Origin of the sequence: Rhodococcus sp. NPDC060176 (genome assembly GCF_042728675.1) — a bacterium.
Classification (GTDB): domain Bacteria; phylum Actinomycetota; class Actinomycetes; order Mycobacteriales; family Mycobacteriaceae; genus Rhodococcus_F.
This window is the reverse complement of record NZ_JBHWYS010000004.1, coordinates 181,863-205,988: the sequence shown is the minus strand read 5'-3', so window position 1 is coordinate 205,988 and position 24,126 is coordinate 181,863. Positions and strand designations below refer to the sequence as shown.

Annotated in this window: 27 protein-coding genes; 12 read left to right on the top strand and 15 right to left on the bottom strand. The window is 63.1% G+C overall.

Annotated features, from left to right (window positions below):
- Positions 1–5: 5 nt before the first annotated feature.
- From ACFWEM_RS20605 to ACFWEM_RS20595, 3 genes are read right to left on the bottom strand one after another with little or no spacing between them, the layout of a single operon-like run.
- Positions 6–674, bottom strand: coding sequence for a histidine phosphatase family protein (locus tag ACFWEM_RS20605; RefSeq protein WP_378445525.1), 669 nt, complete (start codon positions 672–674; stop codon positions 6–8).
- The gene (pheA, locus tag ACFWEM_RS20600) at positions 671–1,585 is read right to left on the bottom strand and encodes a prephenate dehydratase (protein ID WP_378536494.1); all 915 of its coding nucleotides are present in this window, start codon (positions 1,583–1,585) and stop codon (positions 671–673) included. The genes ACFWEM_RS20605 and pheA overlap by 4 nt, the downstream gene beginning before the upstream one ends.
- Positions 1,586–1,616: 31 nt before the next feature.
- Positions 1,617–2,255 (bottom strand): hypothetical protein, encoded by a 639-nt coding sequence (locus tag ACFWEM_RS20595; protein WP_378536492.1) that lies wholly within the window; start codon positions 2,253–2,255, stop codon positions 1,617–1,619.
- A 139-nt stretch (positions 2,256–2,394) separates the two neighbouring features.
- Between ACFWEM_RS20595 and ACFWEM_RS20590 the strand changes: the two genes are divergently transcribed.
- From ACFWEM_RS20590 to ACFWEM_RS20570, 5 genes are all read left to right on the top strand, one after another.
- Positions 2,395–3,174, top strand: coding sequence for a DUF2470 domain-containing protein (locus ACFWEM_RS20590; protein ID WP_378536490.1), 780 nt, complete (start codon positions 2,395–2,397; stop codon positions 3,172–3,174).
- A gap of 10 nt (positions 3,175–3,184) precedes the next feature.
- A complete protein-coding gene (locus tag ACFWEM_RS20585) occupies positions 3,185–4,006 on the top strand; it encodes a CPBP family intramembrane glutamic endopeptidase (RefSeq protein ID WP_378536487.1) in 822 nt (273 codons plus the stop codon).
- Positions 4,007–4,166: 160 nt separating this feature from the next.
- Positions 4,167–5,402: an LCP family protein gene (locus tag ACFWEM_RS20580; RefSeq protein ID WP_378445521.1), complete on the top strand. Its 1,236-nt coding sequence runs from the start codon at positions 4,167–4,169 to the stop codon at positions 5,400–5,402.
- Positions 5,403–5,501: 99 nt separating this feature from the next.
- Positions 5,502–5,972, top strand: coding sequence for a hypothetical protein (locus ACFWEM_RS20575; RefSeq protein ID WP_378536485.1), 471 nt, complete (start codon positions 5,502–5,504; stop codon positions 5,970–5,972).
- Positions 5,973–6,009: 37 nt separating this feature from the next.
- Positions 6,010–6,555 carry a ferritin gene (locus ACFWEM_RS20570; RefSeq protein ID WP_378445519.1) on the top strand — a complete coding sequence of 182 codons (546 nt, stop codon included), beginning with the start codon at positions 6,010–6,012 and terminating at the stop codon, positions 6,553–6,555.
- Between the two features lie 11 nt (positions 6,556–6,566).
- On the opposite strand, the gene ACFWEM_RS20565 is transcribed toward ACFWEM_RS20570, so the two are convergent.
- The gene (locus ACFWEM_RS20565) at positions 6,567–7,508 is read right to left on the bottom strand and encodes a cytochrome c oxidase assembly protein (protein WP_378536483.1); all 942 of its coding nucleotides are present in this window, start codon (positions 7,506–7,508) and stop codon (positions 6,567–6,569) included.
- 126 nt (positions 7,509–7,634) lie between these two features.
- Here ACFWEM_RS20565 and ACFWEM_RS20560 point away from each other — a divergent pair, with 126 nt between their 5' ends.
- A complete protein-coding gene (locus tag ACFWEM_RS20560) occupies positions 7,635–8,279 on the top strand; it encodes a DsbA family protein (RefSeq protein WP_378536481.1) in 645 nt (214 codons plus the stop codon).
- On the top strand, positions 8,276–8,842 hold the full coding sequence (locus ACFWEM_RS20555; protein ID WP_378536479.1) for a vitamin K epoxide reductase family protein: 567 nt from the start codon (positions 8,276–8,278) through the stop codon (positions 8,840–8,842). Before ACFWEM_RS20560 ends, ACFWEM_RS20555 begins: the two co-directional genes overlap by 4 nt.
- A gap of 9 nt (positions 8,843–8,851) precedes the next feature.
- On the opposite strand, the gene ACFWEM_RS20550 is transcribed toward ACFWEM_RS20555, so the two are convergent.
- The 3 genes from ACFWEM_RS20550 to ACFWEM_RS20540 are packed head-to-tail and all read right to left on the bottom strand — an operon-like array spanning position 8,852 to position 10,813.
- Positions 8,852–9,799, bottom strand: a complete 948-nt coding sequence (locus ACFWEM_RS20550) for a M56 family metallopeptidase (RefSeq protein WP_378536477.1) — start codon at positions 9,797–9,799, stop codon at positions 8,852–8,854.
- Positions 9,796–10,155 carry a BlaI/MecI/CopY family transcriptional regulator gene (locus ACFWEM_RS20545; RefSeq protein WP_378536475.1) on the bottom strand — a complete coding sequence of 120 codons (360 nt, stop codon included), beginning with the start codon at positions 10,153–10,155 and terminating at the stop codon, positions 9,796–9,798. The genes ACFWEM_RS20550 and ACFWEM_RS20545 overlap by 4 nt, the downstream gene beginning before the upstream one ends.
- A 28-nt stretch (positions 10,156–10,183) precedes the next feature.
- Positions 10,184–10,813 (bottom strand): M23 family metallopeptidase, encoded by a 630-nt coding sequence (locus tag ACFWEM_RS20540; protein WP_378537150.1) that lies wholly within the window; start codon positions 10,811–10,813, stop codon positions 10,184–10,186.
- 179 nt (positions 10,814–10,992) lie between these two features.
- Here ACFWEM_RS20540 and ACFWEM_RS20535 point away from each other — a divergent pair, with 179 nt between their 5' ends.
- Both ACFWEM_RS20535 and ACFWEM_RS20530 read left to right on the top strand, forming a co-directional pair.
- Positions 10,993–11,919 carry a cation diffusion facilitator family transporter gene (locus ACFWEM_RS20535; RefSeq protein ID WP_378536472.1) on the top strand — a complete coding sequence of 309 codons (927 nt, stop codon included), beginning with the start codon at positions 10,993–10,995 and terminating at the stop codon, positions 11,917–11,919.
- A gap of 154 nt (positions 11,920–12,073) precedes the next feature.
- On the top strand, positions 12,074–12,619 hold the full coding sequence (locus tag ACFWEM_RS20530) for a ferritin (protein WP_024487904.1): 546 nt from the start codon (positions 12,074–12,076) through the stop codon (positions 12,617–12,619).
- Here ACFWEM_RS20530 and ACFWEM_RS20525 read toward each other — a convergent pair.
- From ACFWEM_RS20525 to ACFWEM_RS20510, 4 genes are read right to left on the bottom strand one after another with little or no spacing between them, the layout of a single operon-like run.
- Complete coding sequence (locus ACFWEM_RS20525; protein WP_003944129.1) at positions 12,616–13,434, bottom strand: alpha/beta fold hydrolase; 819 nt, start codon at positions 13,432–13,434, stop codon at positions 12,616–12,618. The genes ACFWEM_RS20530 and ACFWEM_RS20525 overlap by 4 nt on opposite strands.
- A gap of 53 nt (positions 13,435–13,487) precedes the next feature.
- A complete protein-coding gene (locus ACFWEM_RS20520) occupies positions 13,488–14,402 on the bottom strand; it encodes a DUF5926 family protein (protein ID WP_378536470.1) in 915 nt (304 codons plus the stop codon).
- A gap of 11 nt (positions 14,403–14,413) precedes the next feature.
- A complete protein-coding gene (locus ACFWEM_RS20515) occupies positions 14,414–15,178 on the bottom strand; it encodes a glycerophosphodiester phosphodiesterase (RefSeq protein ID WP_378445512.1) in 765 nt (254 codons plus the stop codon).
- The gene (locus ACFWEM_RS20510) at positions 15,175–16,143 is read right to left on the bottom strand and encodes a DUF4328 domain-containing protein (RefSeq protein ID WP_378536468.1); all 969 of its coding nucleotides are present in this window, start codon (positions 16,141–16,143) and stop codon (positions 15,175–15,177) included. The genes ACFWEM_RS20515 and ACFWEM_RS20510 overlap by 4 nt, the downstream gene beginning before the upstream one ends.
- A 415-nt stretch (positions 16,144–16,558) precedes the next feature.
- Between ACFWEM_RS20510 and ACFWEM_RS20505 the strand changes: the two genes are divergently transcribed.
- Complete coding sequence (locus ACFWEM_RS20505; RefSeq protein ID WP_378536466.1) at positions 16,559–18,355, top strand: hypothetical protein; 1,797 nt, start codon at positions 16,559–16,561, stop codon at positions 18,353–18,355.
- Positions 18,356–18,371: 16 nt separating this feature from the next.
- The gene (locus ACFWEM_RS20500) at positions 18,372–19,301 is read left to right on the top strand and encodes an LLM class F420-dependent oxidoreductase (protein ID WP_378536464.1); all 930 of its coding nucleotides are present in this window, start codon (positions 18,372–18,374) and stop codon (positions 19,299–19,301) included.
- Between the two features lie 15 nt (positions 19,302–19,316).
- Here ACFWEM_RS20500 and ACFWEM_RS20495 read toward each other — a convergent pair whose 3' ends face one another.
- The 3 genes from ACFWEM_RS20495 to ACFWEM_RS20485 all read right to left on the bottom strand — a co-directional run bounded on the left by ACFWEM_RS20495 (position 19,317) and on the right by ACFWEM_RS20485 (position 21,805).
- Positions 19,317–19,913 carry a hypothetical protein gene (locus tag ACFWEM_RS20495; protein WP_378536462.1) on the bottom strand — a complete coding sequence of 199 codons (597 nt, stop codon included), beginning with the start codon at positions 19,911–19,913 and terminating at the stop codon, positions 19,317–19,319.
- A gap of 112 nt (positions 19,914–20,025) precedes the next feature.
- Entirely contained in the window at positions 20,026–20,739 is a 714-nt protein-coding gene (msrA, locus tag ACFWEM_RS20490; protein WP_378536460.1) for a peptide-methionine (S)-S-oxide reductase MsrA, read from the bottom strand.
- Entirely contained in the window at positions 20,678–21,805 is a 1,128-nt protein-coding gene (locus ACFWEM_RS20485; protein WP_378537147.1) for an acyltransferase family protein, read from the bottom strand. Before ACFWEM_RS20485 ends, msrA begins: the two co-directional genes overlap by 62 nt.
- 311 nt (positions 21,806–22,116) lie before the next feature.
- Between ACFWEM_RS20485 and ACFWEM_RS20480 the strand changes: the two genes are divergently transcribed.
- Positions 22,117–22,740 carry a superoxide dismutase gene (locus ACFWEM_RS20480; RefSeq protein WP_003944189.1) on the top strand — a complete coding sequence of 208 codons (624 nt, stop codon included), beginning with the start codon at positions 22,117–22,119 and terminating at the stop codon, positions 22,738–22,740.
- Here ACFWEM_RS20480 and ACFWEM_RS20475 read toward each other — a convergent pair.
- Entirely contained in the window at positions 22,737–24,089 is a 1,353-nt protein-coding gene (locus ACFWEM_RS20475; protein ID WP_378536458.1) for a hypothetical protein, read from the bottom strand. The genes ACFWEM_RS20480 and ACFWEM_RS20475 overlap by 4 nt on opposite strands.
- Positions 24,090–24,126: the final 37 nt, after the last annotated feature.

Here is a 24,126-nt window from a genome sequence, read left to right as displayed (position 1 = left end):
GGCGGTCAGCCCATCACGTCGTCGGCACCGGGGATGAGCCGATGCTCGAACGGCGGATTCACAGCTCCCCAGCGCAGGCACTCCCAGCCGCCGTCGGCCGAGGGCAACAGTTCGACGGTCTCTGTGTTGGCCAGGTGGTTGTTGGCGGCGAACAGACCGGGGACACCGGCAAGTTGGGCGGCGACAAGACGGATCGCCGCACCATGACTGACCACGACGATGTCTCCGCCGTCGCGTGAGCCTTCGAGAAATTCTTCCCGCAACGCGTTGACGACGGGGACGTACCGTTCCAGGACGTCGTATCCCGTTTCGCCGCCGGGAATGCGGGCGCCGAGGTTCCCGGTGTGCCAGTGATGGAACGTCTCCATGAACAGTCGGTGCGCGGCTTCGTCGGTGCGATCCTCGAGATCCCCGGCCTGCACCTCGTGCAGTCCGTCCCGCACATCCAGGGAGACGCCCGCCGCCTGCTCCACGAAACCTGCTGTCTGCCGTGCACGCAACGCCAACGACGACACAAGTGCGAGGGGCGGGGCCGAAGCGAGGCCGATGCCCAACGTTTCGGCCTGCGCCAACCCTGCCGGCGTGAGTTTTGCTCCAGGCAAGGCGGTGTCGAGACGCTTGGCGACATTCGCCTCCGTCTGACCGTGCCGAACGAGGATGAGCCTTCCGGTCATCGTTCTCCCTCTCCCCGCTTGAGCTCGTCGATCCAGTTGATTGCTTCTTCGTCCGAAGGTGGTTGCGGCCCGGTCGAATTCGCTGTTGCCCACGATCCGAGGAAGCGGACTCCGGATTTGCGATGCAGTGCACGCATCGCCTCGGCCACCAACGAGTCCTCGATGTGCCCGACGCAGTCCACGAAGAAGCGATAAGTACCCAATTCCGTTCGCATCGGCCGCGATTCGATCCGAGTCAGGTCGATACCGCGAGCTGCGAATTCGGAGAGTGCACGCACCAGAGAGCCCGGAGCGTTGTCGAGGTGAAGCACCAGCGCGGTGCGATCGGCCCCGGTCCGCGGCGGAACCGGGGCCGGCTTGGTGACCAGCACGAAGCGCGTGCGGGCACCGCCCACATCGGCGACGTTGTCCGCGAGGCTGTCGAGTTCGAGCATCTGACCGGCCAGCGCCGTGGACACACCGGCGTCGACGGTTCCGGCCTGCACATCCAGGGCCGCACCGGCATTGGACGAGGCCAGCACTACCTCGGCTTGTGGAAGGTTCTCGGCGATCCATCCGCGGACCTGTGCGCCCGCATGTGGGTAGGCCCCGATCGTGCGGACCTGATCGGCGGTAGCCCCGGCTCGAACCAGGATGGAGAAGCTCACGTCCAGATCGGTTTCGGCCACGATCTGCAGCGGCGAACCGAGGGCCAGCGAATCGAGCGTCGGCGCTACGCCGCCTTCCACCGAGTTCTCGAAGGGAACCACGGCCCCGTCGACCGAACCCTCGCGAACCATGTCGAGCGTCGCCGGCGGACTTCCTGCCGGTACTCGCTCGACGGTTTCGCCGAACGCGCCCTCAGCCTCCAACTGGGCGAGAGCTATCTCCGTGAAGGTTCCCGACGGACCGAAATACGCGATTCTTGGCACGCCTACGAGATTACGCACCGACCCGCGCCGGTCACTGCAAACCCGCGGCACGCAGAGCGGTTTCCACCGCCTGCGGATCCGCAACCTCGATCGTGAGCAGCACCTCGCGCATCGCGGACGCGGCTTCCGGGATCAGAGCAGTGAGTTTTTCCGGCTTCGGATCGACTATCGCGGCGCGAACGTCATCACCACGCAGTGCGGCGACGGTGCCACACAGCAAGGCGATCACCTCGTCGGCGTCGGCTGCGCGGGCTACGAAACCGACGGACTCGTGCGCGAGTACCGCCAGGAAATCGGCCACTTCGGTGGGCGTACGACCGGCGGCGAGTCCGGGAATCCGGCCACCTTCGCACAGTCGCAGTGCCGCTTCGGCAGGCGTCAGATCCTCTTCACCGCCGTCGACGTACACCGCGAGCGGAGCGGGCAGGCGCAGTGCGATCGCGTCGTCGATCTGGTCGGTGGTGACGTCGAGGTCGAAACGCACGGCCTCGTACGACGCACCGGTGTCCGCACGTAGTTTCTCGGGATCGATGTCGAGGCGGACGACCACCCGGCCCGCGGCTTCGGCGCCGATCAGGGTGGACGCCGGAACGACGGGGAGAAAGAGTGCTTCGAGGAGTCCGCGCGAGTTTCTCGGGGCGGGCAGCCCGAGTGAGAGAGGAATGGCCACGGACAAACCGTAACCCCGGCGAAGTCGACGGATTCCACGCGAGTTGCGTAAAAGTCTTGCGATTCACACCGGAGCGCCTTAGGTTAGGGTTACCTCATCATCCGATGGAGTTCGAAAGAACACCCGCCAAGGGGGCAGCATGGCAACGAAGACCAGCACCGGCCCGTCCACCGCCGAACGCGTCCGCAGCGCCTGCGTGCGCGCACAGGACGCAGTTCTCGCCATCGAAGGCAGCGACCCCACCGTCACGTCGGTGCATCACCTGCGTTCGAACGGTGACGTCGTCGTTGCAGTCCCACATGCCTCCGCAGCCGCGGCTCTGGCCTGGAACTCCGGCGGCGGCGGCTTGCCTGCCGTCCTCGAGATCACCGATCACGCACCACTGCGACTGCGCGAGCCCGTGCGCTCCCTCGTGTGGCTTCGCGGCACGTTGCACGCGGTGCCCGATTACGAGGCACGCGTTCTCGCCGACGACGTCGCATCCGAACATCCCCACCCGGGACTTCTCGACATCGGCCACACCTCGGTCCTTCTTCGTTTGAGCCTGGCCTCGGCTGTAGTCGCTGATTCGACGGGAGCAGAACCCGTCGCCGTGGACGAACTGCTGAACGCCAGCCCTGATCCCTTCTGGGAAATGGAAACGGCGTGGCTGCAGCATCTGGACGAAGACCACCGCGACCTCGTGGACCTGCTCGTGCGCAAGCTTCCCCCGTACATGCGCACCGGACGCGTTCGGCCACTCGGCATCGACCGCTACGGCCTGCGCCTGCGGGTCGAGGATCACACCGGTGACCGCGACGTGTGGATGCCGTTCGCCAACCCCGTCGACGACGCTCCCGCGCTGAGCCGCGCCATCCGCATGCTGGTCGGGTGCCCTTTCCTCAACGGCCTCCGATCGGGCGGCGCATCGAACGGCTAGCGTTGCGCGGGTGAATGCCCGCGAAACCGTCCGCACGTGGTTACGGCCGCCGACTCCCGTCCCGGCCGGCCCGGCGCTCGATCCGGCCGCCAGACGCGGAGTCTGGATCGAGATCACGATCGTCCTGCTGGTCACCTTCGGACTCAGCGGATTGTCCGGGATCCTGTCGCTCGCCGAATCCTTGGCGACGCCGGTTGCGCTCTCGGATCAGACGGTTGCGCTCAATCCCTCGCGGGCCGCCATCGACTGGATCGACCTGGCGCGCCAATTACTGGGCGTCGCAAAGCTTCTCGCATGGGCAGCGCTAGGACTCTATCTACTGTGGCGCTCGGGGATCGGTCCGCGTGCTGCGGGGCTGACTCCCAAACCTCGATTCGGACGCGACATAGCCCCGGGTTTCGGCTTGGCCGCCGTGATCGGTCTCCCCGGCCTGGTGTTCTATCTCGTGGCTCAGGCGCTCAGCGTCAACCTCACCGTCCAGGCCAGCGCGCTCGACGACCACTGGTGGCGGGTGCCGATCCTCGTACTGTCCGCAATCGCGAACTCCGGCGCCGAAGAGGTGCTGGTCGTCGCCTACCTGATCACTCGCCTCCGAACGCTGGGTTGGAGCGAGAACAAATCGCTGCTCGCATCGTCACTCCTGCGCGGCAGTTACCACCTCTATCAGGGGTTCGGCGGCGGCGTCGGAAACGTGATCATGGGGCTCGTGTTCGGCCGGTACTGGCAGCGCACCGGGAAACTCTGGCCACTGGTCATCGCCCACGCTCTCATCGACATGGTGGCGTTCATCGGTTACGCCCTCCTGCGCGATCACGTCTCCTGGCTGCCGTGACCGGTACCGTGAACTGGTGACCGGCGACTCCGAATATCCTCAGCGCCCTCCGCGGCGCCAGCCGCCAGGGCCACCTCCGCGTGGACCGATGCCTCCGAGGCAGAACCCTCCACGCCCGAATCCACCCCGTCAGGGCCCACCCCCGCAGCGGCGTCCACCGATGCCGCCGGAAGGCCCGACGGTCATACGCCGCGACGGACGCCCGCCGCAGCAGAATCCGGCCAATCAGGCCTGGTCACAGGCCCCACAACAAGCGCCGCAGCAACCCAGACGCGAGGACTGGGCACCGACCCAGCGCCCGCAGCCGTTCCAGGACGATCCCCGTCGTCAGGGTGGGCAGCGTCAGGATCCGCAGCGTCAGGCCAAGTACGCGCCCGCTCCGCCGCGCCGAACCCCGCCGAACGCCCCGCCGCGCCCTCCTGAACCACCGAAGCAGCGACGCCCACGTAAGCGTCGTAGCTGGGGTAAACGTATCGGCATCACGTTGTTGGTGTTGCTGCTCGCATTGGCCGGTGCGCTCTATTACGTCGACAGTTCGCTCAATCGAATCGACGCGCTGCCTGACTACGCAGGACGCGTCGCCGATACTCCGGGAACGAACTGGCTGATCGTCGGCTCCGACTCTCGTGAGGGGCTCACCCCCGAGCAGGAGCAAGCCCTTGCGACGGGCGGCGACACCGGACCCAAGCGCACTGACACGGTGATCTTGGTCCACGTCCCCAAGAGCGGGAAGACGACGATGGTCAGCATCCCGCGCGACTCGTACGTTCCGATCCCCGGCTACGGCTCGGACAAGATCAACGCCGCCTTCGCCTTCGGTGGCGCTCCCTTGTTGGTGCAGACCGTCGAGGAGGCAACGGGGCTTCGCATCGACCACTACGCCGAGATCGGATTCAGCGGGTTCGCGGGCATCGTCGACGCCGTCGGCGGCGTCAACGTGTGCCTGGCTCAGCCGATCGACGACCCGCTGGCCGGGATCAACCTCCCCGCCGGGTGCCAGGACTTGAAGGGTTCGGATGCACTCGGGTTCGTGCGAACTCGCGCGACGGCGCTCGCCGACCTCGACCGCATGAACAACCAGCGCCAGTTCATGTCGGCGTTGCTGTCGAAGGCGACGAGTCCGACCACGTTCCTCAATCCGTTCCGGTTGTGGCCACTCGTCTCCGATACCGCCAAATCTCTACAGGTCGACGAAGGCGATCACATCTGGAATCTGGCCTCACTCGCCTGGGCGCTTCGGGGAGGGATGACCACCACGACGGTTCCGGTCGCCGGTTTCGAGGACGTGGACGGTTCGGGCAACGTGTTGTTGTGGGACAAGGCGCGCGCTTCGCAGTTCTTCGACGCCCTGGCCAACGATCAGCAGATTCCACAGGATCTGATCACCACGGGGTAATCGCCCTGAGTTCCGGTAGTACCGCGGGAGGACAAGCCCGGCGAACAAATCGCTTTCCGGCAGGACGCGGAATCGGCGGCCGAAAAATACCGTGAAGGTATGAACACAACACACCGCCGATTCCGCACTCTCGCCGTCGTTGCCGCCGCCGTCGGAGCTGCTGCACTCGTGACGTCCTGCTCCGGAACCTTCGAGAAGTTCGACGACTCCAAGGCGTACAAGAAAACCGAAACCTTCTCTTTTGCACAAGCATCCAACGGAATCGACACACTGCCGAGTTGGGTTCCCGCCGGCGCAACGGGTATCGACGAGGTCATCCGCACCACCGGCAACGAACGCATCCTGCGAATGACTGCGAACATCGCGGAGATAGATCACAACAGCTGCATCGCACGACCCACCGTCGAAACTCGTCCCGCATCGTTGTCCGCACAGTGGTGGCCGACGGGGGTCGAGAAGGGCAGTTCTTTTCAGTGCGGCGATTGGTACGTCGGCGAAAAGGACTCGTTCGTCTACGGGTACCGACCGGAATCTCTCGGCTTCATCATCGATCAGCTCGACAAGAAGTAGCTCCCTCTCAGCGGCGACGACCCAGTAACCTGTTGGGATGACACAGGCGAAGAACTCGAGCGAATTCACCACTCTGCTGCGTCAGCAGATCCGTAACGAGTTCACTGCATCGCAGCAGTACATCGCGGTAGCGGTGTACTTCGATGCTCACGATCTTCCGCAGATGGCCGCGCGCTTCTACAGCCAGGCCACCGAGGAACGCGGTCACGCGATGATGATGATCCAGTACCTGCTCGACAACGACCTCGACGTGGACGTACCCGGTATCGACGACGTCGTGACGAAATTCGACAGTGTCCGGGCTCCGGTCGAATTGGCACTCGAGCAGGAGAAGACGGTCACCGAGCAGGTGACGCAGCTGGCACGTACAGCTCGCGATACCGGCGACTACCTGGGCGAGCAGTTCATGCAGTGGTTCCTCAAGGAACAGGTCGAGGAAGTGGCAAGTATGACAACACTTCTCACCATCGTCGACCGCGCAGGCGACAACCTGTTCCACCTCGAAACGTTTGTCGCACGCGAGATGAACACCCCGGCCGCTGCCGACGCAATGGCGCCGACGCCCGCCGGCGGCGGCGTCTGAGGGCCACCGGCCTACCGAGTCTCAGGCCGCTCGGCGGCGTTCAGTGCTCTGAGGAAATTGTTGTACGCCTCAAGATCACTGTCGCCGTCGATCTCGGCGCGGCGGTCCAGGGCGGCATTCATCCGTTTGTCGTCCCGGTTCCAGCGCATCGCGAAAATCACGACCACCACCAGCGCGACGGGCTCTCCGTACGACCACGCGAGGGCGCCCGCCAGCTGCTGATCCTGCATGACATCCACGCCCCACTCCGGAGGCGGATCCACGAACGTGGTCAGCAGCGGCTTTGTGGCCATCATGAGTACGACGCCGATGAACACGTGCAGCGGCATCTCCACGAACAGGTCGAAACACCGCCCGAGGTAGCTCTGCCGCACCGGGAGTGGGCCGGTCGCGAGCACCGGCATGATGAAGAGCAGACCGCTGGCGAGAAAGAAGATCTCGAGCGAGACGTGTCCGGCCGGTAACGCCGAGACGGTGTCGAAGATCGGCGACAGATAGATCCCGTAGTAACTGAACAGAAATACCGGGATCGTGAAACCGGGGTGCAACACCCATCGCGCCGGCGGGCTACGCAATGCCGAGAGGGCAAGCGCGAGAATGCCTCTCCCCATCCCTCGGTGCGGCGTCGAACGCAGTAGCAGCAGTCCCGGCGAGCCCAGTACCCAGAGCGGCGGGATCGCCATCGAGAGCGTCAGGTGTTGGAACATCCAGACACTGAAGAGTTCGTAGCCGTAGCTCTCGACCTTCAGTCCGGTTACCGCGATCAGCAGCAGGCACCCACCCAGGAAACACGCTGTCCGATGCCACGGCCACGGTCTCCCACTCGCGCGAACTCGCTGAGCGCCAGTCCAATACCAGAGTGCAAGAACAACTCCCAGCGCAGGAAGAAGCGGGAGGGACGAAGTATCCCACTCCAGCATCTGCCCGATCGACGGCGGCGGCGTGTCGTTCACGAACGCTTCACCGGCGGGTCCTCCTTCGTCTCCATGCGGGTACCGTCGACTCTACACCTAACTACTATGTTGGATAGTATTTAGGAATTCGACGGAAGGTCCAGGTGCACAGCAGTGTCCAGAAGCATGAAGATATCCGCCGCCCTGATCGCGGTGTTCGCGGTAGCACTGATCACGTTCATCACCGTCGATCCGATCCGGGCGGACAACGAGAGCGCCGATCGGGCAGCACAATCCACCGCCGTCCTCACCGACGACGCGTACCGATTGACCTCGGCCGCCGACGGCAAGGTGAACCTGGTCGAGTTCCTCGACTTCGAATGCGAGGCCTGCCGCGCGCTGTACCCGACGATGGAGCGAATCAGAGCCGAGTACGAGGATCGAATCACGTTCGGCATCAGATACTTTCCGATTCCGAGTCACACCAACAGCACTCTCGCGGCGCAGGTCGTCGAATCCGCATCTCGCCAGGGCAAGTTCGTCGAGATGTATCAACGGATGTACGAGACGCAGTCGCAGTGGGGTGAATCTGCCGAATCGCAGGAGGCGTTGTTCCGCTCCTACGCACAAGATCTCGGCCTGGACATGAACCGATTCGAATCCGACCTCGGCAGCCGCGGCGTCCGCGAGCGGGTCGAGCGCGACTTCGAAGAAGGTCGACGCCTCGGCGTCCAGGGCACGCCGACCCTCTTTCTGAACGATGTGAAACTGGCCCCGATGCCGACCTACGAAGATCTGAAAGCCCAGATCGACACCGTACTGGGACAATGAACTCCGTCCTTACCGGTCGCATTCTGGCTGTCGCCGGCCTTGCCGGCCTGATCGCGTCATTCGTCCTGACGCTCGAGAAGCTGGCAACGCTGAGCGACCCGGCGTACGTACCGTCGTGCAGCATCAACCCGATCATCAGCTGCGGCACCATCATGAGTTCACCGCAGGCCGAGGTGTTCGGATTCCCCAATCCGATATCGGGTCTGATCGGCTTCACCGCGCTCACCACTGTCGGGGTCCTCGCTGCTAACGGAGTATCTCTCCCGCGGTGGTGCTGGTTCGCCACACTCGCCGGGCTGGCCCTGGCCGCGACATTTGTTCACTGGTTGATCTTCGCGAGTCTCTATTCGATCCAGGCGCTGTGCCCCTACTGCATGATCGTCTGGATCTCGGTGGTGTGTTCACTCTGGTATTGCGCCCTGCACCTTGCGGTTTCGCGAACCAACAGCGCCACGACCGCCACCGCCGCCAGATACCACTCGGTAGTGCCCACGGTATGGATGCTCCTTGTGGTGCTTGCAATCACCGAGGCCTTCTGGTGGTACTGGCGGACACTCGCCTGAGTACGGGATTCAGGTCACAGCAGCGCAGATACCCGCGGAGACGGCTACCGTCACGGCTGCGGCAACGGCCGTCGTGACAGCCGCCGGCACACAGGCCGCCACCGCGCAGGTCAGTCGCCGAGGCGACGCCACGTCGCCGTCCACCAGGGAACGCAATCGCACTGCGGTCGCGCCGCCGCGATCGCCCAAGCTCCAGTCCGGCTGAGGAAGCGGCGATTTCGACACCACGGCAAGAGCGGAACGCACCGCAGCCGGGCTGGTGACGCGAGCGGCGTGCCGGTCCGCTGACAGTTCCACGATCGCGCCGACGGCAGCAGGTGCCGCCGCGAACAACGGCACTCGCGGCAGAACAGCGGCCAAGACTTCGCACGCACCGACGATTCGGTGATGACCGCCGCTCAGGTGCGCACGCTCGTGCGCGAGAACCGCGTCACGCTCGCCTCCGGTAAGAGCGGATGACAAGCCTTGCGTCGCAACAACAAATCCAGGCTTTCCGGCGACGCTGTACGCCATCGGCAGCGGATGATCCAACCACAACACGTCGGACTCCGAGTTGTCGCGGCGCGCGACGATCGAGAGAACATCACGATGGAAATCTCGGACTCTCGCATGCTCACGCGCTTGTTTGCGGCCGGCCAACACGATCCGAACGGCGATCAAACCCACCACAGCAACGGCTGTACCGGTGATCAGTTCACCCACCCACGAACTAGTGCCGTGCGCGAAGGCGCTGAAACACCGAGCGATACCGTCGACCAGCCCCTCGACCGGTGCGTGGCTCGGCCACACCAGAACCAAGACCGCGGAGAGAGCGAGATACAGAGCCGACGCCATACTGCCGAGCCACGCCGCAAGCAGCACCGCCGGTGACAACGCCGAGGAAACAGCTCGCAACGCTCTCGGAACCAAGAATCCCACGAGTACCGCACCGAGAAGCATCGGCAACGCCAATGTCATTGCGCACCTTCCCCGGAAAGACCTCGGCGCAGGGCCTCGTTCTCGGCGTCCGTCATGGTCTTGGCGAAGTGCAACAGCACGGCAGCGGAATCGGAACTGCTGTCCAACAATTCGCGTAGGGCCCTGGAGGTGGCTTCTTCACGGGTGCGGCTCGGCCGATAGAAGTAGGCGCGACTCTTCTTCTCGCGACTCACCCACCCCTTGTCGTAGAGATGCGTCACGACGGTCAGGATGGTGGTGTACGCGAGCTGTCGACGCTCGCCCAAGATCTCGACCAGATCCTTGACCGAGAGTGCGTCGTCGGACTGCCAGAGCACATCCATGACCTCGACTTCGAGTCCGCCCAGCCCCTGCATTGCTCCTCCATCGCGTCGTGACAGAACTTCAGTCGCCCGTGGTCTTCTCCCCGAACGACACGCCCCGGGAATTCAGATACGCGAGCGGATCGGTCTTCTGTCCGTCAGATTGCCACACCTCGTAGTGCAGGTGTGGTCCTGTCGATTGTCCACGATTGCCGACGGTCGCGATCAGTTCACCCGCCCGCACCTTCTGACCGGCGACCACGAGCGCCTCGTTGATGTGTCCGTAGACGCCGACGGTCCCGTCATCCTGCTGGATGCGGACCCAGAGCCCGAATCCCGCCGCGGGGCCGGATTCGAGCACAACACCGTCGGTCGCCGACACGATGGGTGTTCCGATCGCGTTCGCGATGTCGAGACCATAGTGGGTGGTTCCCCACCGTGGACCGAAGTTGGACGTCATCGTCCCGCTGACGGGGGCCATCACCTGCGGCTTCTCTGCCTCGTACGTCAGCGCCGCTCGCTCGGATTCGAGTTGTCGCGTCTTGCCGAGTTGTTCGGCTATTCCGGCAAGATCCGTCGTTCGAACAAGGTCGAGGATCTCCGGCACCGACACCGCCGCCACATCCTCGACTGCAACCGGCGGCGGCGATGCGTGCCCGATGGAAGTGCCGGACGCCAGGATTGCGCCCGTCGCCACGGAAACCGCGGCTATGCGCCCGCCGGGTCTGATCGGCTCGGCTTTTCGATGTCGTCCCACTTCTCGGTCCTCGCGTCGATGACAAATGAAGGTCTACGCCGCCACCATACAACTATGTTGCATAGTTTTTAAGACATGCACTATTGCGCATATATGCATATGTGTCTAGGCTGACGTCGACGAAAGGATCTTCGATGTCACACGGACACGGACACGGAATCTCCCCCGCCGAGGCTGCGACCAGCAACAGCGGCAAGCATGTCAACAAACTGTGGATCGCCGCCGGCCTCGGGTTGGTGACGTTCGTTCTGCAGGTGACGGTCGGACTCTTCACCTCGTCGCTGGCACTGCTCTCGGACTCGGCGCACGTGTTCACCGACATCTTCGGCATCTTCATGGCGCTCGCCGCGATCCTCGTCGCACAGCGTGCCGCCCGGCGCCCCGACCGCACTTTCGGCATGTATCGCACGGAAGTGTTTGCAGCACTGGCCAATGCGATCCTGCTCTTCGCAGTCGCCGGATGGGTGCTCTACGAGGCTGCCAGCCGATTCTCGGATCCGCCCGAGGTTCCCGGCCTCCCCGTCGCGATAGTCGCCGTCGTCGGATTGGCGATGAACGTCATCGCCTTCCTGATGCTGCGCAGTGGCGCGAAGGAAAGTATCAACATCCGCGGCGCCTACCTCGAAGTCATGGCGGACATGGTCGGGTCCATCGGCGTCCTCGTCAGCGGCTTGGTCACGCTCGCGTTCGGTTGGCGTTACGCCGACCCCGTCATCGGCGTAGCCATCGGCCTTTTCGTCTTGCCGCGCGCCTTCAACCTGGGTCGCCATGCCGTCCGCATCCTGCTCCAGCAGGCTCCCGATCGCATCGACGTCACGTCGATCATCGAGAAGATCAACACCCTCCCGGGCGTCGTCGACGCGCACGATCTACACGTCTGGACGCTCACCTCGGGGATGGAAGTTGCTTCCGTTCACGTCACAGCGGCAAGTGACGCCGATCCCACAACAGTGCTCGCGGCCACCCAAACCTTGCTTACCGAGGCCTTCGAACTCGAACACGCCACCGTACAGGTGGAACTACAGGGAAGTGACGGTAAATGCGCGGAACTCGCCTGGTGAAATGGACATTCCTAAATGAAACATTCGATTTCACCGGGCTCGATAACCTCACGGAATTCGGCGAAAAATTAGGTCTTCTTTAGTTTGGGAACGCTTACCACAATAAGGTCAGACTGGGATGACAGGGCCTCTGACCTGCACTATCTTGGAATTCATGACTTCTGGGGAGACTCACATGACCAAATTCCACGCACTACTCCGAGACCAGATTCGCAACGAGTTCAACGCTTCGCATCAGTACATCGCGACAGCGGTTTACTTCGACAATGCGGATCTGCCACAGCTGGCAAAGCACTTCTACAAGCAGGCTGTGGAAGAGCGTAACCACGCCATGATGATCGTTCAGTATTTCCTCGATCGCGACATCAACGTCGAACTCACCGGCGTCGACGCTGCGAAGGCCGACTTCAAGGATGCCCGCGAGCCCATCGCCCTCGCGCTGACGCAGGAGAAGACGGTCACCGAGCAGATCGTCCAGCTCGCTAGCACTGCCCGCGAAGAAGGCGACTACCTCGGTGAGCAGTTCATGCAGTGGTTCCTCAAGGAGCAGGTCGAGGAAGTGGCAAGCATGACAACACTTCTCACCATCGCGGATCGCGCAGGCGCCAACCTGTTCGACCTCGAAGACTTCGTTTCCCGTGAGATGAGCACCGTCGGTGACACCACCGGTGCGCCGAACGCAGCAGGCGGAACCATCTAGCCTGCAGCACTCACAGATTTTGCCCTCGAGCCGAACGGTTCGCTTCCTGCCAGCAGGATCGAACTGATCAGCTCGGGGGCATCTGTCATCGGTACGTGCCCCAGACCGGGCAGAACCATCAACTTTGCCTGCGGGAACGGCTTTTTCACGCGCTGCGCCTGATACACGGGCAGGATGAGATCGCGTCGACCCCACGCAACCGTCACCGGCACAGTGGGATCCACGATGGGCGGCAACACGAAGTCCATCTCGAGACCGAGGTCGACGAGTTCGTTGGACACGAGCGAACGGCAGTCGGCCAACGCCGCCGCATACCCGACATGACTCGGATGAGCGAAGAACGCGGCGAGCGCCGGATAGCGAATCAGCTTGTACCGCAATGCGCGTGGCAATCCGTCGCCCATGAGCTTGGCCGTGCCGCGCAGTGCACGGAACGTGTTGATCGCTCGCACCTGATCGAGGTGATTGACAAAGAACCCGGCCGGCGAAAGAGCTGTTGCCGACGCGACGTCTCCGCGCGCCGCCAGCGAGAGTGCAATCCAGCCGCCGAGCGAGTTTCCGGCGACGTGGGCGCGCTCCCCTGCCGGAGTTACTTCCTTGACGAACTCACTGACATCGTCGATCAGCTGTCCCATGACGTCAGGACCGAGTTCGGGCAGCAGTGACTCTCCGTGACCCGGCAGGTCGACGGTGACGACGCGGCGGTACGGCGTCAGCTGGTCCAAAAGCGAATCCCACGCCTGCCGTCGATGGACGATGCCGTGGACGAGCACAAGCGTGGGACCACTACCGGAGATGTCATGCGACAAGGTCATGTCGCCAACATTAACCGTAACTTTGCGTAACGCCTATAGTTATGGCGAAAAAATCAGCGCAGCGTGACCTGACGACCACGAAGTCCGTCGCGCGAGCGAAGCTCGGCCGAGGTGAGCGGAGCATCGACGGCCAGAGCCTCGGCAAGACGCTCACCGAGCTCGACGGTTGCCGCAACCCACTCGTTTGCATGCTTTTCGCGGTCGAGGTCGAAGACGGGAACCAACAGGCCGTGGGTGCGGAACGAGCCCGCGTAACGCGAGCCCTCACCCAGGTGCAGTCCACCGGTCGCGTGCACGCGCGCCAGCGCGAGCATCAGGTCGTCTTCGCTCTCGGGACGAACCCAACGCAGGTGCGCCTTCTCGCCGGCGTCTACCCACCACGCGGCAACGAGGCCGTCGCCTTCGAGGCGTGCAGAGGGCATGATCGCCGAGTTGGCGTGCTGCACGGTGGCGGCAACCTCGGGATCAGTTTCGACGCCTTCCGGAATCCACCAGTTGAAGTTCTGGTGCACGGTGATGTCGAGCAGCGCCGACGGATTGACGACAGCGGTGACCGCGGGGGTCTCGGAATCGGGGTTCGCGGCAGAAAGCGCGTCGCCGGGGGCCGCGTCCTTGATCCAGTTCACCGAAGCGGCGAGGTCTGCGCCGAGGTCGGCCGAGTGCGCCTGAACCTGGACACCGACAAATCCGGTGGCCGTCTCGCCCTCGTCGCGGACGAGTGCGGCAACAGCGCCGGGGAGGACCGTCGCCAACGTGACGGGACGGTCGGAGCCGATGACCGGCAACGGAGCCGTGGCGGACGGAACGAATTCACGCAGCGCGACCAGATCGCACTCGGCGGCAAGGCCCTCGAACGGGCGGCTGACTACGCCGGCAGCGGCTTCACGCTCTGCTTGGCGTGCCGCCAGCTTCTCTGCGCGTGCGCTGCCCTGCTTCGGTCCACTGTTTCTTTTGCTCTTCTTGGCCACGAGGGCAAAATCTACACGCTGCCCAGCCATTGCTTCGTGCGCCCGGGATGGTTGGTGGCAACCCAACTGACCCCGAGCTCACGACACAGGTCCACATCCGCCTTGTCGTCGACGGTCCAGCAGTACGTCGCGCGACCCGCAGCGGCGGCCCGATCGACCAGATCGGGATGTTCGCGCAGCGCCTTGATCGACGGCCCGATCGCCGTAGCGCCCACAGCCGTCGACGCACCGCCGCCGAGGTACCGCGACGCGTCACCGAGCAGGACCGTCGGCAGCAGCGGTGCCGAACGGCGCACTCGCCACACCGCACTCGCCGAGAAAGACATGACGACAGCGCGCGAATGATCGGCCGACGGCGGTGACGCGATCCCGAAGCGGTGCAGTTCCGCCAGGAGTTTGGCTTCGACCAGGCCGCCGAAGCGCACGGGGTGCTTGGTCTCGATGAACAGCTTCACCGGGCGCGCAAAATCCAGGGCGAGGGTGATGAGATCGGCGAGAGTCAGCAGTTCGGCCGGTTCGCTCGTCGACCCGTAGTCCAGAGCGTTCAGCGAATCGAGAGTCATCTCGCTGACGATCCCCGTCCCGCTCGAGGTGCGGTCGACCTTGCGATCGTGAACGCAGACCAGGTGTCCGTCGCGGGTGAGCCGAACGTCGCATTCGAGCCCGTCCGCACCCTCTTCGAGAGCTAGTTCGTAGGCGGCGAGGGTGTGCTCCGGCCGCGCAGCCGACGCACCTCGGTGCGCAACGACGAGTGGACCGCGACGATCTGGGCTCACAGGGCAGCGGTCTCCTTCTCGTCCAGCACCGAGCGCGGCACTGGCACCCACCGGGTTTCCGATTCCGGTTCACCGCGCCAGCTCTTGCGCTCGATCCGGCGGATCACGACGAGCGTCAACGCCGCGGTGACGGCAGCGATCAGTGCGATGAATCCGTTCAGCAGAACCCCGTCCGCCATGGCCTGAATCCCCGGGCGTGATCGCCAGTACGCGTTGACCACCAGCAGCAGAGCGCTGAATCCCCAGAAGCCCCACCAGATCTTGACCAGCAGGATTCCGCGCGGATCACGGCGAACGAGCTCGAGGAGATAGACGGCCGGCATCACCAGGTTGAGGATCGGCACAGCGCAGCCGACGACCACTTCCGAGGCGGTACGCGGATCGGATTCCCGGGCGCGTGCGAAGTGTTCACGACGCCGACGAAGCAGCCAGCACACGGCGGCTACGGCAGCGAAGACGGAGACCAGCAGTCCACCCAACTGGGTGAAGTACACGGCGGCGTCGGAGACCGTGAGCAACGGCTGCGGGATCAGCGTGGTGCGGTTGCGGACCAGGATCGCGTATCTGCCCAGTTCGGCGAACACCGCCAGTCCGTAGAGGATCGTCGCGAGCGTCAGCAATGGCTCGACTCGATCGGCCATCCGGTCCGCACGCGAGGGCGGTACCGATGAGGTATCGAAGACGTCATGGAGTCCCCACTGCGGGACCGCGTCGTAGCGCGGAGTGGAGAAGCTACGACGCACTGGTGCGTCCCCCACGCCTCGTGGGTCGGACGGTGAGCGCGCGATCCAGCGGAAGCCTCGACGGTTGGGCGGTTGGTAGATCTCGGTCCGGGTGGGGATGAGGAGAACGCCGCTGCAGCGCGGGCACCACTGCGTCGGGCCGCCGACTCCATTGCGCTGCGTCGGGCCGCCGACTACGGGCCAACGCGCGGCGCACCGGGCGCAGACCTGAACGACACTCACAACTTCGATTCTGTCACGCCGTATCGGTAACGGCAGCAAATGGATTCACTCCCGATTTGTGATCGAACCTCCACCGCCTTCACCTGCATTGTTCGAATAATGTGACCTCCGCCACTTAAAAACTCGAGTTATCCACAGTTTCCACAGGTTCATCCACAGTTCTGGATGAATGAATCGGGCTTTATCCACAGGTCACGGGCAAGACCCTGAGAATTTGCTGACAGGTGTTAGCGAACGATGCACAGGCTCGAGGATGAATTTGACACCGCAGGTCAGTGAACTTTCGGGCGTCGGCGTCATTTATCCCGGCAAAGTTCACAATCCATTCAGAAATTGTGCCCGAAAAGACAGAAAAGACCGTTATCCCCTTTTTCGCCGAAGGCCGGTTTTGACACACCTGGAAGCATGACCGTCGATGACTTCTCCGTCGACGACTTCTCCACAGGCCGAGCCAACTCTGACGTTCACCGCGAAACGGGTCATGCAGCTCGCGTTCGTATTGATCGGATGTCAGCTCGTCATTCGCGCCTGGGTTGCCGCGAGTAACTACTTCTACTGGGACGACCTCATCCTCATGGGCCGGGGCGCGCGCTTCTCGCTCTTCTCGAGCGAACTCCTGCTCTACGATCACGACGGTCACTTCATGCCCGCGGCCTTCTTCTTCACCGGGTTGATCGCACGCATCGCACCGTACAACTGGGCACTGTCGGCGACACTGCTCGTCATCGGTCAGGCCGTGGCGTCCTTGGCGCTTCTCCGCACTCTTCGGTTGGTCCTCGGCTGGCGACCGGCGCTGTTGATTCCGCTGATCCTGTATCTGTTCGTCCCGCTGACACTTCCGGCGTTCTCGTGGTGGGCGGCCGCGCTCAATGCCTTGCCGCTACAGATCGCACTTGCCTGGGCGTCCGGGGACGCGATCAAGCTGTACCGCACCGGGCATGTGCGCTACGTGTTCTCGGGCACCGCAGTTTTTGTCGTCTCCCTATTGTTCTTCGAGAAAGCAGTGCTCGTTCCGTTCGTGGCACTCGCTTTTCTGGTGCTGTACTTGCCCACGCAAGGCGAAGGAACGCCGATCCGGAGTGCGATCACGAAGTGCCGACTCCTGTGGGCGGCCTGCGCCGCTGTCCTCGCGATCTGGATTCCGGTGTACCTGACCACCGTCGAGTCCCCGGTCACCGGGTACGGCCGTTCCATGTCCACCGAACTGCTGCATCACGGCACGTCCTTGGGGATGCTTCCCACTCTTATCGGCGGCCCCTGGCACTGGGAGCGGTGGATCCCCAGCCCCGCGTGGGCCGATCCGCCGACGGTATTGGTGGTCGCGGCCTGGGCCACACTGCTGACGACGGTCGTGATGACAGTGCGTGCCAGACGCGGCGCCGCCTGGATCTGGGCCGCCGCGGCGCTGTACTTCCTGGCCTCCGTCGTGGCGATGACCGCGACCCGATCCGACGCCGACACCACCTACGAATTGGCGCAGACCTTGCGCTACTACACGGATTCGGCGGCGGTGTTCGCCCTCGCCGCCGCCCTGATTCTCGCCTCACCTCGGCGACGTCCGGCCCGCATGCCCGTCGCAGTCGCCGCCGGACTGTCAGTGCTCTTCGTTGTCAGTTCGCTCGTCTCGACTGTCACGTTCGTCGACATCTGGCGCGAGAACCCGACTCGCGACTACCTCGCCAACGCACGAATGTCGTTGTCCCAGAATCAGGATGCTCCGCTGCTCGAGCAACCCGTCGCGATCGCGGTACTTCTTCCCGTCGCCTTTCCGAACAATTTGGCAAGCAACGTTCTCGCGCCTCTGTCTGATCGACCCGAATTCTCTTCCAGCACTCCGATTCTGCGCACGATCGACGACAGCGGAAAGATTGTCGATGCCGAAGTGACCTGGACGAGAAGGATTCCCGAAGGAACGGCACCGAACTGCGGCACCCGCTCCGAAGGCCCGATCGAACTCCCACTCGACGGCCCCCTGGCCGGTTGGGAATGGACGGTTCAGCTCAACTACCTCGCGAGCACCGACGGAACGATCGACGTCGCGTTGGAGTCCGGCGACGCCGTATCAGTACCCGTGACGCAAGGTTTGCACTCAGCGTTCGTACGCCTGGTCGGCCACGGAAACAGTGTGAAAATCACGCCGACAACGCCGGGACTGACCCTGTGTTTCGGCGGTGGACAAGTCGGTGCCGTCGTCCCGACCTCCGCAAAATAGTGGCAGAGTAGAAGTCATGGAGCTGCGTATATTCACCGAACCCCAGCAGGGCGCTACCTACGAACAACTACTGACTGTTGCCCAGACCGCCGAAAAACTCGGCTACGGCGCATTCTTCCGCTCGGACCATTATCTCGCCATGAATACCGACGGCCTTCCCGGACCTACCGACGCGTGGATCACGCTCGCCGGTATCGCCCGCGAAACGTCCACCATCCGCCTCGGCACCCTCGTGACGTCGGCTACGTTCCGTCACGCCGGCCCGCTGGCCATCTCGGTCGCGCAGGTCGATCAGATGAGTGGTGGCCGCGTGGACCTCGGCATCGGTGCCGGTTGGTACGAGGAAGAGCACCAGGCGTACGGGATCCCGTTCCCCGCGCTCAAGGATCGCTTCGAACTGCTCGAGGAAACTCTCGACGTCGTGACCGGTCTGTGGCGTACGCCGGTCGGCGACACGTTCGACTACGACGGTAAGCACGTGCAGATCAAGAACTCTCCCGCGCTTCCCAAGCCGCACCAGGTCGACGGTCCGCCGATCCTGATCGGTGGCACGGGCAAGAAGAAGACTCCGGCACTCGCCGCTCGGTTCGCGAACGAGTTCAACATCCCGTTCAAGTCCCTCGAAGAAACGAAGGACATCTTTGCGCGCGTTCGTCAGGCTTGCGTCGACATCGAGCGGGATCCGAACGAATTGGTGTACTCCAACGCTCTCGTCCTTTGCTGCGGCCGCGACGAGGCAGAAGTCAAGAAGCGCGCCGAGGCCATCGGACGAGACGTGGACGAATTGCGTGAGAACGGTCTGGCCGGAACACCTTCGGAACTGGTCGACAAGATCGGAACATTCGCCGAAGCCGGTTCACAGCGTGTGTACCTGCAGACTCTCGATCTCGCCGATCTGGATCATCTCGAACTCGTCGCAAGCGAGGTCATGCCCCAACTGCAGTGAGATACGGGCCGGGATCTACAGCGCGTTCGCGTCGAGGAATGCGCGTAGGTCCCGGTCCCACTGGGCCGAGCGCGAACGGTCGAGAAACACCCGCACCAGCATGAACGCGATGACCAGCAAGGACATCACGCTGAACCAGGTGAAAACCCCGGTCACAACGGCTGCGACGTCGGCAGCGCTCTGAGTGATCGGGGCTACGGACTTGTCACCTTGATCGTTGACGTAGATGTCGACCTCGGTACCGGCAGGCGTCGCTGAGTCGACAGTGATGTCGCTCGTGTGAACCTCACCGTTCCAGTTCCACTGTGCGCTGGCCATTTCCGTCGTCGGCGCAATGTAATCGGCGTTAGAGACGGTGGTTTGCTTCGAATCCGCCGTTGTCGTCGCCGAAATGCTGTGCAATTCCGAGGATTGTTTGGCGATCAGTGCGTTCTGGCTCGAAGCCGTCGCGGCGCCGGCCCACACTGCGAGTGGCAGCAGCAGAATTGCGAAAATGATCAGACCGAAGGACATGAACCCTTCGATCCGATCACTGCGGCGAACCATCGGATCGTGGCCTACGTGAATGGTGCGTCGAAGCAGCGACGCAGTTCCTCGCGTACTACCTGACATTGTGAACTCAGTTCTCTCGACGACACACTGTTACTTCGAGATTCCCTTTGTTTCGATCTAGTTGCAAGTGTTAACGAGCTGAATCACATGTGTCCTCCAACACCTGTTCCAGTTATTCGCTCGGCGGAAGGATATCCGTCTGCGCCGGAACCTGATCCTGACGGAGTAATCCCACCGGGCAACTGACGCCGGTGGCATGCACCGGGCAGTAACCGCCGGGATTCTTCGCCAAATACTGCTGGTGGTAATCCTCCGCATAGAAGAAGTCGCGCAGCGGACCGATTTCGGTGGTGATCGCGCCGTATCCCGCTTCGGCAAGCCTTTCGCCGAAAGCGACGGCCGACGCGTGAGCGATTTCTTCCTGCTGCGCGGACGTCGTGAAGATCGCAGAACGGTACTGCGAGCCCTGGTCGTTGCCCTGACGCATCCCCTGCGTCGGATCGTGGTTCTCCCAGAAGTGCGCCAGGATCTGCTCGTAGGAGATCACCGCGGGGTCGAAGACCACCAGCACTACTTCGGTGTGCCCCGTGCGTCCGGAGCACGTCTCTTCGTATGTCGGATTGGGAGTGAAGCCGCCGGCATAACCCGCAGCGGTCGTGTACACACCGGGAAGCTGCCAGAACTCCTTCTCGGCGCCCCAGAAACAACCCATACCTACGACGACGGTCTGCATTTCGGCCGGAAACGGCGGCGTCAACGGATGTCCGTTGACGTAGTGCGCGGTAGGTACCGGCATTTTCTGCTCTCGCCCGGGGAGGGCGTCCTCAGGCGCGATCAGCGTGGATTTTGCGGACGCTCGTCCCAGAATGTCGTCGTACCAGCTCATGCTTCGATGCTACGCGCGAGCGGCTGTTTCGCCACGCCGTGACCGCGCGAGCACCTGGCAGCTCCACCCAGCGGTAGCCGATTTCTGCTACCGCAGCCGTGACCAGAAGGAACAGTGCGAAGGCCAGCGTCGGTCCCACATACATCACGGTGTTCTCGACGACGCGGTACAGGATCAGGGTGTGCACGAGATAGATGACGTAACTGCGCGTCGAGAGCCACTTCACGACCGACCAGCGCGTCGGGACGCCGTCGTAGCGGCCGATGAGGACAACCGCTGCGGCGACTACCGAGATAGTCCACAGGTAGTGCTCGCCGGCCCAGTACACGCGGAACTGGGTCGCCACGCTGATGACGTGCATCTGCATGAGGACGGCCGCGATCAGCCAGCGGCCGGGAGCGAGCTTCGCCCACGCGAGGTACATGATCTGGCCGAGGAAGACGGCCGGCAGCGTCGCGGCGATCTTGGACAGCATCGGCACGGTGTACGGCAGCGGCGCGTAGACGTTGTAGAGCAGAACCAGTGAGCACAGCGCACCACCGGCGAGCGGCATGACGATCGGACGCAGCCGCAGTATCGGACGAGCGGCGACGCACGCGAGATAGAAGAGGAATTGGACGGTGAGCGTCCAGGTCACTCCGAGAACTGCCACCTCGGGCTTGAGAAAGAATCCGCCGAGAAAAAAGCTCATCAACGCTTCGGTATCGGAAATACCTTCCTGACCGCTGAACATTCCGTTGATTCCGAGGCGGACCAGAAGAATGGCAATCGCGGTTGCCACCCAGAATGCGGGCAGCAGTCGACTGAATCGGTTGGTCAAGAACTTTCCGGGACCATCGCGAATCGCGGACCGCGTCACCAATGCGCCGGTAAGCATCATGAATACTGCGACGCCGACAAAAGAGAGGTGCTGGTTGAGTTCGGCCGGCTCGATCAAAACGCCGTAGACGACGTCGATCACCCACCAACCCGAGCCGAGATCGTCGATGACGTAAAAAGAGATGTGGGAGTAGATCACGGCGGCAACCGCCAGGGCTCGCAGCAGGTCAGCGCCCGGAAGATTCACCCGAGGCGCGGCCGCCTCTGGTGATTCCGGGAGGAAAACTGGTGCGGGCACCGCGCAAGTTTAAGGTTCCGTTCACCTTTACGACGAATTTGCGCATATTAGCTTACCCTTAGATCAGGGTAAGTTTGGTTACCCAAACTTTATTCTTTGGTGATTACTACCTGAGCCGGACTGTTGCGGACGGTGTACGAATGTTATTGGGTGGAAACCCGAAGAATGATTTGCACATACGCGAGTGACGTCACGCCGTGACCGGTGATCGACGCACTCTAAAGCACCAGGGCTCACCAGCCCGCAAAGAAGGGACCCTCGTGTCTGTTTACACGCTGCCGGAACTCCCCTACGACTACGCAGCCCTCGAGCCGCACATCTCGGGCAAGATCATGGAGCTGCATCACGACAAGCACCACGCGGCTTACGTTGCCGGTGCCAACGCTGCACTCGAGAAGCTGGCCGAGGCTCGTGAGAACGACACCATCGCAGCGCAGGCCAACCTGCTCGAGAAGAACCTGGCGTTCCACCTCGGTGGCCACACCAACCACACCGTTTTCTGGAACAACCTCAGCGCTGACGGTGGCGACAAGCCCGAAGGCGAACTCGCCGCAGCGATCGACGACAACTTCGGTTCGTTCGATCTCTTCCGCGCTCACTTCTCCGCTAACGCCAACGCCATCCAGGGCTCCGGCTGGTCCATCCTCGCGTGGGACTCGATCGGACAGCGTCTGATCATCGTCCAGCTCTACGATCAGCAGGGCAACATCTCCATCGGCCTCACGCCGCTGCTGCTCCTCGACATGTGGGAGCACGCCTTCTACCTCGACTACCAGAACGTCAAGGGCGACTACGTCAAGGCATTCTGGAACATCGTCAACTGGAACGACGTCTCGGCTCGCTTCGACCGTGCACGTACCCAGACCGCAGGTCTGATCGTCTAGTCACGCTCTTCTCGCGAACGGCGGCGCCTCACCAGGGGCGCCGCCGTTCGTGTCAGCAGAGCACCACCGAGCAGGACCGTCGTCGCTCCGAAGACCAATGCCAGTGTGCGAGTTCCGGAGTCACCGCTGCTCGCGATGGTCTGATTGACGGCCACCGGATCCGACAGCACCGAGGTCAGCTGAACCTGCTGCGGAGTGGTCATCGCGGGAATGCCGGATTTTGCGCCGTCGAGGCCCGTGACCAATGACTTGGCGATCCCTTGCAGCGTCGTGAATCCCTGGGTGATCTGGTCGGTCACGTCACCGAGCATCTGCGGCGCCTGATCGGCGATAGGAATGAGTCCGTCGTTCAATTGTCCGGCAGCACTGCTCAGTTGATCGCTCGCCCCTTGCAGCTGCCCGACGGCGGTGCGGACCAGATCACCGAGCTCCGTATCGGGTCCGACCGAACCACCCAACAGCGCCGGAACGGTGCCCAATTGCGCATTCAGCGCACCGAGATCCGAACTCACACCGGCCAGTTGCGCTGTCACGTCAGGCGGGATCGGAAGGCCGTTCAACGCGGTCTGCAACGTGTCGATTCGTGTCTTCAATTCCGCGGTCGAGGACGACGCCTCCCCCAACGTCAAGCCCAGCGAATCAGCGCGCGTGGCCAACTCTTCCGCCGATCCCGATGCCTGATCGACAACACCGGATACCTGTTCCGCCACGCTCATCAACTCCAACGCCCCGGATCGTGCGGTCTCGAGATACGGCAGCAGTGTGCCGGCGCCCGCCTTCACCTGATCGATGGACTTTCCGGCCTCGTTGGTTCCGGCGACCAGAATCTGTGCGGTGGTGAGGTTTTGATCTATCGAGCGCCTGGCGGCTGACGTCTGAGCCAGCAGACCCTTGATTCCGTCGGCGCCGACCTGCGCGGACACCGCCCGAGTCAGTTCGGTCGACCTCTCCGGATCCGAGCCCTTCACCGCCAGCTCGACACTCGCCTGGCGGGGGTCCGTGCCGAACATCGACGCAACCGATTCACTGAAGTCTTCCGGCACCGTCAACGTCGCGAAGTAGTTGCCACCGGGGTTGTCGACCACCTGGAAGTCGAAGTCTTCATTCTTGCCCAGAGTGTCCACCAGCGTGTCACCCGCTCGAAGTTCCTTGCCGTCGAGAGTGGTTCCGGCGTCGGCGTTCACGATCGCAACGGTGCGCGAATTGTCAGCACCGCCGCCCGCGAAAATCACGAAGCCGATCCCCGCGACCGCAGCTGCGACTATCGCCGCTACACCACCCACCGCCAGCCGTCGACCGAGGCGTGACGGCTGGCGGTGGGTGTTCTCGGTGGTGTTCTCGGCGCTCATGGGCGAGACGATAAAGCAACAACTTGTAGAAACGCTG